The 13,294-nt window shown below is 53.7% G+C and carries 16 protein-coding genes; 2 read left to right on the plus strand and 14 right to left on the minus strand.

Going from position 1 to position 13,294, the window contains the following annotated elements:
* Position 1: 1 nt before the first annotated feature.
* The 3 genes from ACWAU0_RS04640 to moaB are packed head-to-tail and all read right to left on the minus strand — an operon-like array spanning position 2 to position 1,437.
* A complete protein-coding gene (locus ACWAU0_RS04640; RefSeq protein WP_458138437.1) occupies positions 2-544 on the minus strand; it encodes a phosphate-starvation-inducible PsiE family protein in 543 nt (180 codons plus the stop codon).
* Positions 545-916 (minus strand): DUF423 domain-containing protein, encoded by a 372-nt coding sequence (locus tag ACWAU0_RS04645; protein WP_458138438.1) that lies wholly within the window; start codon positions 914-916, stop codon positions 545-547.
* Entirely contained in the window at positions 916-1,437 is a 522-nt protein-coding gene (gene moaB / locus ACWAU0_RS04650) for a molybdenum cofactor biosynthesis protein B (RefSeq protein WP_458138439.1), read from the minus strand. The genes ACWAU0_RS04645 and moaB overlap by 1 nt, the downstream gene beginning before the upstream one ends.
* A 154-nt stretch (positions 1,438-1,591) precedes the next feature.
* Between moaB and ACWAU0_RS04655 the strand changes: the two genes are divergently transcribed.
* Positions 1,592-2,677 carry an AI-2E family transporter gene (locus ACWAU0_RS04655; RefSeq protein WP_033158579.1) on the plus strand — a complete coding sequence of 362 codons (1,086 nt, stop codon included), beginning with the start codon at positions 1,592-1,594 and terminating at the stop codon, positions 2,675-2,677.
* Positions 2,678-2,802: 125 nt separating this feature from the next.
* Positions 2,803-3,168 carry a Rieske (2Fe-2S) protein gene (locus tag ACWAU0_RS04660; protein ID WP_033158578.1) on the plus strand — a complete coding sequence of 122 codons (366 nt, stop codon included), beginning with the start codon at positions 2,803-2,805 and terminating at the stop codon, positions 3,166-3,168.
* 76 nt (positions 3,169-3,244) lie between these two features.
* Here the strand turns inward: ACWAU0_RS04660 and ACWAU0_RS04665 are convergent, their stop codons facing one another.
* From ACWAU0_RS04665 to ACWAU0_RS04715, 11 genes are all read right to left on the minus strand, one after another.
* Positions 3,245-3,712 (minus strand): CBS domain-containing protein, encoded by a 468-nt coding sequence (locus tag ACWAU0_RS04665; RefSeq protein WP_033158577.1) that lies wholly within the window; start codon positions 3,710-3,712, stop codon positions 3,245-3,247.
* A gap of 165 nt (positions 3,713-3,877) precedes the next feature.
* A complete protein-coding gene (locus ACWAU0_RS04670) occupies positions 3,878-4,381 on the minus strand; it encodes a YgjP-like metallopeptidase domain-containing protein (protein WP_033158576.1) in 504 nt (167 codons plus the stop codon).
* Between the two features lie 25 nt (positions 4,382-4,406).
* Positions 4,407-4,682 (minus strand): DUF5710 domain-containing protein, encoded by a 276-nt coding sequence (locus tag ACWAU0_RS04675; protein ID WP_033158575.1) that lies wholly within the window; start codon positions 4,680-4,682, stop codon positions 4,407-4,409.
* Positions 4,683-4,837: 155 nt separating this feature from the next.
* Positions 4,838-4,987: a hypothetical protein gene (locus tag ACWAU0_RS04680; RefSeq protein WP_165385908.1), complete on the minus strand. Its 150-nt coding sequence runs from the start codon at positions 4,985-4,987 to the stop codon at positions 4,838-4,840.
* Positions 4,988-5,124: 137 nt separating this feature from the next.
* Positions 5,125-5,916 carry a sterol desaturase family protein gene (locus ACWAU0_RS04685; protein ID WP_171696729.1) on the minus strand — a complete coding sequence of 264 codons (792 nt, stop codon included), beginning with the start codon at positions 5,914-5,916 and terminating at the stop codon, positions 5,125-5,127.
* Positions 5,916-6,599, minus strand: coding sequence for a TIGR04283 family arsenosugar biosynthesis glycosyltransferase (locus ACWAU0_RS04690; protein WP_171696730.1), 684 nt, complete (start codon positions 6,597-6,599; stop codon positions 5,916-5,918). The genes ACWAU0_RS04685 and ACWAU0_RS04690 overlap by 1 nt, the downstream gene beginning before the upstream one ends.
* A 93-nt stretch (positions 6,600-6,692) precedes the next feature.
* A complete protein-coding gene (locus ACWAU0_RS04695) occupies positions 6,693-6,974 on the minus strand; it encodes an antibiotic biosynthesis monooxygenase (protein ID WP_171696731.1) in 282 nt (93 codons plus the stop codon).
* Positions 6,975-6,988: 14 nt separating this feature from the next.
* Positions 6,989-7,465 (minus strand): cupin domain-containing protein, encoded by a 477-nt coding sequence (locus ACWAU0_RS04700; RefSeq protein WP_301539353.1) that lies wholly within the window; start codon positions 7,463-7,465, stop codon positions 6,989-6,991.
* Positions 7,466-7,523: 58 nt separating this feature from the next.
* Positions 7,524-8,366 carry a glutamate racemase gene (gene murI, locus ACWAU0_RS04705; protein ID WP_171696733.1) on the minus strand — a complete coding sequence of 281 codons (843 nt, stop codon included), beginning with the start codon at positions 8,364-8,366 and terminating at the stop codon, positions 7,524-7,526.
* A 28-nt stretch (positions 8,367-8,394) separates the two neighbouring features.
* Positions 8,395-9,021, minus strand: coding sequence for a glutathione S-transferase family protein (locus ACWAU0_RS04710; protein ID WP_171696734.1), 627 nt, complete (start codon positions 9,019-9,021; stop codon positions 8,395-8,397).
* Positions 9,022-9,156: 135 nt separating this feature from the next.
* Positions 9,157-13,119 (minus strand): CHASE domain-containing protein, encoded by a 3,963-nt coding sequence (locus ACWAU0_RS04715; protein WP_523070760.1) that lies wholly within the window; start codon positions 13,117-13,119, stop codon positions 9,157-9,159.
* Between the last annotated feature and the right edge of the window lie 175 nt (positions 13,120-13,294).

Raw genomic sequence — 13,294 nt, forward strand, 5'->3', positions numbered from 1 at the left:
TTTATCGCTCGTCTTGTTTGACAGGTTGTGGCGGTTTATAAGAAATCAGCCAGTAAGTAAGGCCCAACGCCACGATGACCGCAGCGATAGCCGTAATATAAGCCGGATCCAAATCCTTGAAATCCAGCATGATGACTTTTCGGGCCACGGCCATCAAGGCAGTGGCTATGACCATTTTGATCGGTAGTGTGTCGTGTTTGATGTACAGCGTGATGTTGATAAATATCTCGATCGCGATCAAGACCGCCATGAACGAACCAAAAATCACCAGTATGTCTGAGACCGTCAGCATCAAAAAGGGTGCCGCGACCACTCGCTGGTACATCACATAGCCCACGTCAGCCACGCCCCACAAAATCACCAGCACCATCAGCACCGCCAATATTCTGACCGCGAAATGAATTACCGCGTGCAGGACTTTGAGCATGGCATCTTCCGGAACCGGCGGCACTTTTACTTCATGGGTATCGTCACGGCGAGTCGCACCGGGCCGAGTGGATGCCGGTGGCGGCATGGAAGGTCGAACGGGCGGTTTCGTGTCCATCTACAACTCCTGGTTTTTCTGCCAAGCCACACAAGCCAATAAGGCCCATGCCGCTAAAAAGGCCAGGCCGCCAAACGGCGTGATCATACCCAGCCAACCGATATTCAATATCGCCAGTAAGTATAGACTGCCGGAAAACAGCACGACGCCCGCCACCAAACACCAGCCGGCCCAGCGCAATAATTTATGTTCCGGTAACACCGCAATCAAGACCAAGACCAATACATGCCACATCTGGTAGCTTACCGCGGTTTTGTAAACATCCAGCAGATGCTCGGATAATAAATGCTTCAAGCCGTGCGCGCCGAATGCGCCCATCGCCACACCAATAAAACCGCCAACCGCGGCCAGAAACAAAAAAGGCGGACGCATTATTTCTCCAGCAGGCGCGGCATCAGTTGCACCAAATTACACGGCCGGGTGCGGTAATCCAATTGTTCCTTGATTAAGGAATCCCAAGCGGTACGGCAGGCACCGGACGAACCCGGCACACAAAATATATAAGTTGCGTTGGCCACGCCGGCGATAGCCCGCGATTGCATCGTCGAACTTTTGATGTCCTGGTAGGAAATCATCCGAAACACTTCGCCGAAGCCATCCAACACCTTATCCAACAATGGCTGAATCGCTTCCGGTGTGCCGTCGCGGCCCGTCACACCGGTGCCGCCTGTCGTAATAACCGCATTGACTGCCGGATCGGCGATCCAAAGACTGACGGCGGCGCGGATTTGGTAAATATCGTCGGGAACGATTTTTTTGTCGATCAAATTATGGCCGGCAGCGGTCAAACCGGTGACCAAAGTTTGCCCGGATACGTCGTCCAGTTCGGTACGAGTATCGGAGACAGTCAATACGGCGATATTAATCGGAATAAACTCTCGGGCTTGGCTCACAGTGCGGCTCCAGATAAAGGCTACCGCATTCTATGTAAAGCGCCGCCGGACAAGCAAGCATTGTTTAATTCAACGGCTGTCATACCGGCTTAACCGATAATGCCGTAAACTCCGGACATTGATTCCAATTCAGTTAGCTGCCGCCCACTCGATCATGCCTATCCAGATTTCCCGTTACGAAAAAATCGCCAGTCTGGCGGCCTTGTGCCTGCTGCTATTTGCCTGCTATCAGGTATTAAAACCATTTATTTTCGATTTGTTGTGGGCGGCGATTCTGTGTTTTGTCACCTGGCCCCTGTATTTGCGTTTGCGCGATTGGAAGCTGACCGCCAACTGGGCCGCCACCGCCATGGTCCTGCCGATAGGCATATTACTGCTGACGCCGTTCGTCGCCGCCACGCTGACATTTACGGAAGACATAAACCACTTGCTGCAATGGCTGAATCAAAGCCGGCATGTGTGGCCGGAACCTCCGGCTTGGTTGCAATCGTTGCCGGTAGTCGGCGACAACGCTGTTGCCGCCTGGCAAAGTGTCGGCGAAGACTCCAGCCGCCTCGTCAATCTGGCCCGGCAATATGCGCTGGGCGCCAGTAGCTGGTTGCTGCAACAAGGCATTGGCTTGGCCGGCGAACTGATGCATATGGGCCTGGCTATTTTGGTGCTGTTTTTTTTCTATCGCGACGGCGAGCATGTTGCTCAGCATGTCGTGATTGGCGTCGAACGCCTGGCCGGCGAGCGCACCCAACGCATCCTGCATATCGTCCGCTCCAGTCTGCGCGCAGTGGTATACGGCATCCTCGGCACCGCGCTGGTACAAGCACTGGCTTCCATCCTGGGCTTTGTGATTGCCGGCGTGCCTTACGCCTTTGTGTTAGGCGTCATCGCCTTCTTTTTGATGATCATTCCAGCGGCCGGCACGGTGATCTGGCTGCCGATTGCCTTGTGGCTGCTGGCAGAAGGCGAAACCGGCTGGGCGGTTTTTATCGCATTGTGGTTTTTGTTATTCGTCGGCACCATCGACAACTGGCTACGGCCGATTTTGATCAGCCGGGAAGTGGAATTGCCGTTCGTGTTGATCGTGTTCGGCATCTTCGGCGGGCTGTTAGCATTTGGCTTTATCGGCGTATTTATCGGCCCGACCCTGCTGGCCACCAGCTATGCCTTGGTGCTGGACTGGCTGATTCGCAATGAACAGCAGGAGCTGGACAGCCAAGCGAACACTGAAGGTAAAGACTGCTAGTTATCCGCTGTCAGTTTGATTTGCCGAGTAACGCCGTCCGCTTGCTCAATTGCCGAAAATCCATCGAAAAAATACAGCATTGTGGCCCAAGGTTTGCTGGCAATCGTGGGGGAGGATAAACAACCATGTCGGTGAAACACCCATTTGCCATCTGCCCTGCTCAACAAGTTCCCGAGCTCGGCAAATTTCCGTTTGAACTGCTCTATCGAGGCTCGCCCCGCTCTGCGGTTCTGGTGCGTTTCCAAGGCGAGGTATACGCTTATCTAAACCAATGCGTCCACATGCCTAGGGCATTGGATTGTGAGAACAGCAACATTTTCGACGAATCGGGACGCTATTTGCAGTGTTCCATGCACAGTATTTGCTATGACCCGATCAGCGGCGAGTCTTTAAGCGAAATTTGCCTGGGCAAAAAACTGACCGCGCTGAAAGTCAAAGAACAAGACGACTGGATTTACTTAGTGGATAAAAGAGCCGCGATTACCGGTTGAGGCTTTGGCCCGGGGCGAAACAATAAGCATCGCCCCATTTGCTTTCAGACGGTTTACGCCGTAAACCCATCCGACCTTAGCCGTGCGCCGCGCCTTCCTTGATCTGTTGTTCCAGCTTTTCGTGCGCGCGTTCCAACTTGGCAAACACTCTTAAAATATCGGTAGCGGACAATATGCCTACCAGTTTGTCTTTTTCCACCACCGGCAGCGCGCCGACGCGGTGTTCCGCCATCATCGCCGCCGCTTCGGACGCTGGCGTTTCCGGGGTAACGGTATAAACGCCGCGATGCATGATATGCACGACTTTTTGCGTGACCACATGCAATTGGGTGCTGTCTTTACTAGCTTCCACCGCATTGGAATTACTTTTGGGGCCCAGGGCTTTATATAAATCCCGGTCGGAAACGATACCGACCAATTTGCCTTTTTCAACCACAGGCAAGTGGCGGATTTTCTCGTAATGGATCAAAAAGAACACGCGATCGATCAGATCGTGAGGTTCGACGGTAAATACCTTGGTGGTCATTAACTCTGCTACGCGCATGCTGTTTCTCCCATAAAAATGTCTGTATAAAAGTAAGTAAATTCTGACGCAATAGTGCCACTATAGCCAGGCAAAATTAAGAAATATCGCTGCTTGATGGCTGCACACAACCATTCATTCGCGAAGCACGGCCGTGAATCCTTCGCCCGCGGCACTTGGATCGACTCAATAAATCGCCCGACCCAAATCCAGACAGGTCAGATAAAGCCGCATGTCGAACTCCCATTGGTGATAGTCCGGCGCCATGTATTCGCATAATTTGTAAAACGCCTTGTTATGCTGCTTTTCACGTAGATGCGCGAGCTCATGAACGACGATCATCTGCAAGAACTCCGGCGGCGCCAGCTTAAAGATCGCGCCAATGCGAATTTCATTTTTTGACTTTAAATTGCCGCCCTGCACCCGCGATACCACCGAATGCAAGCCCAAGGCCTGATGCAATACATCGATTTTGTCGTCGTAAACGACTTTGCTGAGAGGGTTGGATTGCCGCAGAAATTGATTTTTAAGATCCATCGTGTAGACATAAAGCGCCTTGTCGGTCTTTATATCATGCGGCCGGGGATATTTTTTCAGCAGTAGCTCGGGCAGTTTGTCGCTGTCGATCAGCGCATGCACTTGCGCGGTGATGGCAGGCGCATAGCCGGCCAGGTATTTTAACGGGCGCATAAGCTCAAACCGCGCACCGCTTGGTTCAATCCCATGGCGGCTCGTCTCCGTCATAGGCTACAAAGTTTTTATCGCTTGACCGGGTTGTACCGCCGACGACACTGTCGGCTTTTGAACTTTTCGCCTCGCCGCCGGGCAATTGTCCAATCTCGGACTCCATCTGCCATTTGGCAAACAGCGCCACGTCTTTATTGGCGGGGACATACCATTTCTTGACAGCCGCATCCCACCTGGCGCCAAGCGCTTTCGCCGCATCCTTTTCGGCATAGGGTACATTCAGATAAGTTTTCGCGTCAGCCATTTACCGTAGCCGGTCAAAGTTTAATTGCATCGCAATATTGTAAAACATTGCTTATGCAAGTGGTTCGGATAATCCGATCTTACCCAGGAAACCTAACGCTGAACGCATTTATCAAAACATCTGCCGGTTCGGCTACACCGCAGAACAATCCAGTCCTACGGTTTTTTGCGGCTCGAACCCATAGTACTGGCAAAAGTGGTCGCCGCGAACAAGGCCGAGGAAACAATAAAATCGCCCGAAATAAACTCGATAACGCCGGTCACAAACACCAGCCCGGTCAAAATGTCTTTATGTAAGCGTTTCATGGTCGCTTCCCGAAGTAATTAAGGCATTTAGACTATATGCCCGCCTACATTAATTAACAATGACACTAAAAACACATTGATTAATCGCTAAAAGGAAACAACCCAATAAGCCAAACCGCAAGCCGGTTTACCTCGGCTTATCGACTGCGTAGACGGCGAAACGGCAGCATCAACAGGCCGACAAATCCCATTTGGTTACTATCTTGAAACTCGGACAAACCTATCATCATGGCAGTCTGTGCTTCGCGCGCTTGTGGACAATAGGTTTTGAACAATCTATCCCAGCATGACAGCGAGAAGCCGTAGTTGCTGTCGGTTTCCGGTTGAAATGCCGAGTGATGAATGCGGTGCATGTCGGGTGTCACTATCAAATAGCGCAAGCCACGCTCCAGCGCAGGCGGCAAGCCGACATTACCGTGATTGAATAACGCGCAACCGTTCAATATCACTTCAAAAGCGATCACCGCGAGCGGATCGGCGCCGAGTAACACCACCAGCGCGACCTTATAAAGCATCGACAGCATGATCTCCAAAGGATGAAAGCGCACGGCAGTCGTCGTATCGAAATCCATATCGCTATGGTGCACCTGATGCAGCCGCCAGAACCAGCGCCAGCGATGGGCGGCGATATGTTGAGCGTAAATGGCCAGATCCAGCAGCAGCAAACTCAGTGTTATTGACAGCCAATTCGGCACCGACAACGTATTGAATACGCCGATTTGTTGCTCGGCAGCCCAGTTCGCCGCCAGCCAGGCCGCGGCACCGATGCTGAGCCGCATCACGCCGACATTCAGAATCGCCAAACCCAAATTGACCGGCCAACGGCGGCGGCGCTTTGCGGCCAATCGCCGCTTGGGCCGCAGCCACTCCCAAGCCGCCATTAGCAAAAATATCCCCAAAAACACGCCCAAGCGCACCATTGCTTCCATCACCGTCTCCGATAATACTGCGCTGCCAGTTCATCCGGATGGGCTCCGAAAAAATACCGCAGCCGCAAGCACCACATCAATAAGATCGTTCTGAGGATACCGTGTTGTTGCCAACGCCGCGCGGCAGTGACGACCTTAGTCTTTAAACAGCAAGGTTTACCGAGCTTTTTCAGCGCCGCGCTGATGGCAATATCTTCCATCAAGGCAATCTCCGGAAAACCGCCCACAGCCTGAAATGCCTGACGGGTGATGAAGATGGCCTGATCGCCGGTAGCAATACCGGTCAAGCGGGAGCGCGCGTTCATCATGCCGGCGATCAATTTAAAAATGGCTTGTGGGCTGTCGAATTGCACATCAAAACGCCCCCACGACCAGCCTTGCTCGACCGCCGACAAAATTAAAGCGATAGCCTGATCCGGCAGCCGGGTATCGGCATGCAAAAACAGCAACACGTCGGCTTGGGCTTGTTGCGCACCCAGGTTCATCTGCCTGGCCCGGCCAGGCAGACTGGGCAAAATCTGATCGACCAAAGGCTTCGCAATAAGCGGGCTGGCATCACGACTGCCGCCATCGACCACCAATAATTCGCAGCGCGATCTCAGCACCTGCAAGGCTTGCAATGTATCGGCAAGCCGCGCCGCCTCGTTGACTACCGGAATGACAATACTAATCTGGGGTTTCATTGCGCTAGCACATCTTCGTCAGCGCTACCGATTACAGTTCGTTGCTAACAGAGGCAGCAACGCTTATACCAGTAGCATTGAGCAAGGCCGCGATTAAAGCACGCCCTGCTCTATCTCTTGCAAATAGATAAATTCCGGGGCTTTTACGCCGGCCTGTTTTCTGATTTCCACCAACTCGGGGGAGTCGAAAAATCGCCGGGCGTTGTCCAGCGAGGTCCAGGCAGAAAAATGCACGATATTATTGGCATCGTCGTCGTAGCGCAGCAGTTGGTAGCTGATTTCTCCGGCGCGTTTTCTGATCTCGGCGGCCTGATCGAAAATCCGCTTCCAGGCCGGATAGTCGGCGACCTCATGGATGATTAATACGTGTGGCATGCAGACTCCGTTTTTTAGTATGGCTCGCCGCCTTTGTGGGCAAAACGCCAGCCCCCGTCGACTGACATCGCTTGTAAATCGTCGTCCGGATAAATGACTGCGTCTCCGGCCGTCCTGTCGCCAACTTCCAGGTACTGCACGTCTGCGTTCGAGCGATTCAGCAACTGGTGCGCATTACCGGTGCCGGCTTTAAATCCCGCGCACATACCCGGCGCCAGCTCGGTTTCGCCTGCATCCGTCACCAATGTCGGATGGCCTTGCAATATGTAAATAAACTCGTCTTGCCGCGAATGGCTATGCCGCAACGCCGATCTGGCGCCGGGTGCTAGCGTGCTTAGATTGACGCCAAAATTTGCCAGATTGAATACCTCGCCTAGGCGGCGTTTCTCCCTTCCCGCCATGCGCGAGGCAAACGGTTCCGGATACAGCGATGTGGTGCGTGGCTCGACATCTGCCGCAGACACGGCTATTGGAGTGTGTTTATCGTTCATGGTGGCCTGCAAATGGAAGAAAACCGGCTCGAACGGTTTATTAAAAATCCGGCGGAGACTAGCCCAAAGCTGCCGAACCGATCTGCTTGCCCTTAGCGCTCCGAGCAAGCGCCTGAACAAGCACAGGGCTACCCCAGAGCGCGGATATGATCGGACTTGCTTCTTCGACCGCGGTGCTGGAAAAAAAGCGGACCTCTGCCGCCCGCTCTCGGGAAACAGGCCTAAGATGGCCTTGCAAACGCCGCACCAGCTCTTTTGCCACGGCGGTGGCCGGGTCGATTATCGTCAGATCCGGCCCCACAATGTCCCGAATCAGCGGCGCCAGAAACGGGTAATGCGTGCAGCCTAATACGATGGTATCGGCACCAGCCAGCAGCAACGGCGACAGGTAACCAACCAAAAGCTCGCGCGTCGTATCGCTGTGCAATTGGACTTTTTCAACTTGTTCGACCAGACCGGGACAAGGCTGCAACAATATTTCAATGTCTTTACCGTAGGCCGCGCACAGCCTGGCGACGCTGGGGCTGGCCAGCGTGCGGCTGGTGGCCAGTACGCCGACCACTCCGGATTGGGTGGTTTGCGCCGCCGGCTTGATGGCCGGCTCCATCGCCACCACCGGCACAGGACACCAGGCGCGCAGTTTTTCGATTGCGACCACGGTGGCGGTGTTGCAGGCAACCACGATGGCCTTCACGCCGGCATCCAGCAGCCGCTCGGTGATGGTTTTCGCCCTATCCGCAATAAACTCCGCATCCCGGTCGCCGTAGGGCGCGTAGCCGGAATCGGCCACATACAGCAAGTCTTCCATGGGCAGTTCCGCACGGATGGCTCGCAGCACGGACAGGCCGCCGACGCCGGAATCGAATACGCCAATGGGGGCCTCGGTGCGCAAGGCTGTCATGGATGGATGCTGTCTATTATCCAATCGATCAGGCCTGGCGCTGTTGCAAATATTCTTCGTTGAGACGAATGGCTTGCAGGGCTGCCGGGCGCGCGTAGATCCGCGCCACATAATCTTCGAACAACGGACGCTTGTCGATGCTGCCAAACATCATCCCCCAACCCAGCTGCGAGCCGACATACACGTCCGCGGCGGTAAATTGCTCGCCGCAAATGTAAGGTCCGGGCTGCAGGGCTGTTTCGACGGCGGCTAAGGTCGCTTCGTAACTACCGAAACCGACAAAGCCGCTTTTGCCCTCGGGCACTTGCCAACCCAGCGTCTTGGCGGTAACGGCCTGTTCCAGCGGACCGGCCGCGAAAAACAGCCAACGGAAATAGTCCGCGCGCGCGGGATGGTTTGCGGCCGGCAGCAGATTTTTCTCCGGAAAACGATCCGCCAAATACGCGCAAATGGCCGCGGTTTCGGTGACGAACGCAGTACCGTGTTTCAGCGCCGGCACCTTGCCCATTGGATTGACAGCCAGATAGTCGGCATTTTTCATCGCGGCGCCGAACGCCAGCCAGACCGTTTCGTAAGGCTCGCCGATTTCTTCCAGCATCCAGTGAGCGATGCGCCCACGCGACTGCGGATTGGTATAAAACACCAGATCGTTCATTGTGCGTTCTCCTTGGCGGGATGTTTTACTAAAGGCAATATGGCGGCGGATTTTACACCGATAAACCGGACCGGACTCAGACGATGTTTTGGGACCGGCTGTAGACACTGTTCCATCAGGAACAATGTCGAGCGACTATCCCAACGGTTCCAGTGCAGTCAGCGCTTCGGTCATTATCCGTTTGAATTCGGCATAGTCAGCAGGATTTAAACTGTCCTGCTTGAGTGACAGACAAAATCTCGTCGCGGCCTGCTCCACACGATTTGCCCCCAAGTTAGCGGCGACGCCTTTCAAACCGTGCAGCACGTCTCGCGCCTTTTGCAAATCGCGCTTCTCCAGCAAATCATCCAGCGCTATCAAGGTGCTTGCGGTGCTATTTTTAAAACTACCCAGCAACTCGCTCAAAAAGCTTTCGTCGCCATCCAGCAAATCCAGCGTGTTGCTGAAATCAAAACCGGGCAAATCTCGTAAGCAAAACGCTGAAACGTCACGCGCATTTGTAACAGGCCCGTTTACCGAAGCGCCAACCGGACTTCGACCTATCTGCTGGCACAACACCTTAACCAACTGCATCGGTTGAATCGGCTTGACCACAAACTCGTTCATACCGCTGGCCAGGCATTTGTCCCGCTCCTCTTGGGTCACGCCGGCACTCAGCGCGATAATCGGTAGCGATTGATACTCGGGGTTACGGCGGATCTGTTCGGTGGCGGCCAGGCCGCTCATCACCGGCATATGAATATCCATCAGCACTGCATCATAAGCTTGCTCTGCCAGCATGGCCAAGGCGTCGCGGCCGTTACCGGCAAGATCGACACTAACCCCGCATAAGGCCAAAAATTCCTGCAAAATTTTCTGATTGATAGCGTGGTCTTCGGCCACCAAGATACGCATGCCCCGCAATGCGCTACCTTGATCGGCAAGAGTCTTAGACAAGCCACCGGCCTGGGTGTCATTATCCGGCCGCGCCGCCGGCAAGTCGGCTTGCTGCGCGCTAACGCCCAGCATTAAGTCAAAACTAAAATTCGAACCCTGCCCCGGCTTACTTTCGACATGAAAATCGCTGCCCATTAGTTGCAGCAACTTTTGGCTGATGCTCAAGCCCAAGCCTGTACCACCGAAGCGGCGAGTAATCGACGCATCCAGCTGGCTGAAGGAACGGAACAACTTAGGCAGATCCGCTTCGGGAATACCGATACCGGTATCCATCACGCTGAAACGCAGCTTGGCCTGAGCATCCTGCCATTCCAGCAAAGCCACTTGCAATGTGACACTGCCTTGCTCAGTAAACTTCAGCGCATTTCCCACTAGATTGGAGAGAATCTGTTGCAAACGCAACGCATCCCCCACCAAACATAAGGGCACATCCGGCGCAACGTCTATCTTGATGTCCAGGCATTTTTCCGCGGCGTACAAGGCAAACAGATTATGCAGGTTATCCAATACGGTATTCAGGTTGAATTCGACCTGTTCGAGTCCCAGTTTACCGGCCTCCATTTTGGAGAAATCGAGAATGTCGTTGAGTATGCCGAGTAAACTGACGGAACTGCTGTAAATCTTTTGCAGATAATCCCTTACCTCAGCGGATACCGGCTTATTCAATGCCAACTGCGACAAACCGATCACCGCGTTCATCGGCGTGCGGATTTCGTGCGACATGTTCGCCAGAAACTCCGATTTGAAGGCTGCCATGCTCTCGGCGGTTTCTTTGGCTTCGATCAAGGCCTGCTCCACCCGCTTTTGCTCGCTTAGATCGCGCACCACGCTTTGTAATACCAGGTGGCCGTCCAGACTAACCCGCGCCAGCGTCACCAAAGCCGGAAAAATACGACCGTCGGCACGCTTATGCAGCCACTCGAATTCCAAGTGGCCGTTTTTGATCGCCGTAGCCATATACTCGTTCGCCAATTCTACCGAATCCCTGCCGTTTGCCTGATTTGGCGGCGAAACTTTACCGGGGTGCAAGCGGCAGAACTCGGACACAGCGTCGTAACCAAATAAATCCAAGGTGGCCTGATTACAATCCAGAAATCCGCTGCTATCGGCCATCATGACCGCATCGCTGGAACTGTTGAACAGCTTTCGATACTTCAACTCACTTTGTCGCAGCACTTCTTTATTGGCTTTGGCTTGGGTGACGTCCTCGGCAATAAACCAAATATAATCCTGATCCTCGGTACCGGCGACTTTGGTGCCGCTTAGTTGCAACGATACCGGCCGCCCTCTTTTATGGATAAACGTCGCTTCGTCCGAACCATACTGCCCGGTTCTGGCTAACCAACTTAATTGTTCGGCCAAACTCTGCTCTTTATCGGCGGATAAACTCATGTAATCGAGCCGTTGAAGTTCTTCTTCCGTGTACCCGGTCATGCGTTGAAAAGCATGATTGAATTCAACGAATTTGCCGTGCACGTCCAGCAAAGCGATGCCTAAGGGGGACAGCTCGTATAAGTCGCGGAGCTTTTGGCCTTTTTCCGCCAAACGAATATACGCATCCTTTAAACTTGAGTTTGCCGCATCAAGCTGAGCGGTGCGCTGATCGACCAGTGCCGCCACCATAGCCGCCCTGCCGGTGGCGGATAACAAGTACACGCTTAGCAGCATGGTAAACAGCAATCCGCCCAACAACACCAGCCACGGTAACCAGGAGGCATGCGTCGCAATGAATACGGCTTCCGGCTGGACAATCACTTCCAACAAGCGATTGCCAAAACGGATGGAATGCCTGGACTCATTAACACCGGTCGTCAATGCTTTCAGCGCTCCGTATAACGGTATGGCGTGGTTTTCCGCATCGTAATACAGTAGCGCCACGTTCATATCGTCAAGATTTAAGTCTTGCATGGCCGCCTTCACCAGGGAATCGATACGCACCACTGTAGACAAAAACCCGCTAAACGCCGGCTCCGAACTATTGGCATTAGCCAGGTATACAGGCATCATCAGCAATAAAGCTTGATTGGCTTGCCCGTCCTGCACCAGTTGAATAGGCCGGGTGACGCTGACTGCTTGGCTGGCCCTGGCTTCTGTCAGCGCTGCTCGGCGATTGGCCTCCGAATTCAAGTCAAAACCCAGCGCCAGCTTATTGGTTGATAAAGGCTCGATAAAGGTAACCGGGAAATACTCGGTACGCTCCTGAGCTTTGATGAACTGGCGATCCGCACCTAGTTCCTTGATCGTAAAATCTTTATATCCTTCGTCGCGGATCGATTGTTCGTAAGACGCCCGCTGTTCGCTGGGGATCTGCGATACCCAGCTCAGCGCTTGAATGTGCGGATTCTGTGTCAGCACGCCATTGGCAAAAACGCCGAATTTATCCCGGTCTAACGGTCCGGCCGCTTGAAAGAAACTATTGAGCGAAAAAGACGCTTTCAACACGGCGGAAAAATTGTCTGCTAAGGCTTTATTAACCGCGCCGGCATTGCTGTCAAATTGCAGTTGCAGCCGACTGTCTTCCGCTCGTAAAACCAATAGAAAAGTAATGATCAGCCCAGCCAACATGGCTACCAGCGGCATAGCCACACCTACCAGCCGGGGACGCCAAAGCGCTCTTGGCTCTGCAAACAAGCAAAAAACCAAAGGCGATATGATGATGGCTCCGAGACAATCGCCTATCCACCAATTCCACCAAGCCACCAAAACATTGGCATCGGTTAAAACACCGAATCCAAGCAAGGTGCTGACCCCGACGGTGGCGGCGATCAAGCAAGTCAAAGGCCCGACTAGTAACACATACCGAAAAATGTTTTTGCCTTTATCCAGACGCGGTACGCCGGTCCCTAGAAAGCGTTGCGACAGCCAAGCACCGGTCAATGCTTGCAATGTGCTGCCGATCGCGATGCCCATCGCGACGAAGATCGTCGGCGGCGTTAATTCGCCGCTTAAATCATATCCTTGCGAGAGATTGGTCAGGAACGAGCCGCACCCTATCGCCGGCCAGATTTTCTTACCCCGGAGCAACACCGCTGCCAGCGCAATGCCGGCCGGCGGCCAAATCGGACTGGCATAGCCTGGCGGTAAGGCCAGGCGCAACCCAGCCCAACCCGCCACGGCAATAATTGCTGTCAGAAAAATAAATCGGTAAAAGCTCAAACGCATTCCTTCTCTGCCCAACAAGCCAAGAAAAGTGAGAGAAGGTGATTATAGGTCAAATGTTTTGCTAGGGATGCGGATAGGCCAAAACCTGGGCCATCCGGCATTGCGAGGACTCATCGCTAATCCAGTTTAGCAACTGGGCTCCCGGCGGCGCGGGAGCGACGATATTTAGGAGGTT

This window comes from Methylomonas sp. Uni0009 (assembly GCF_054188105.3).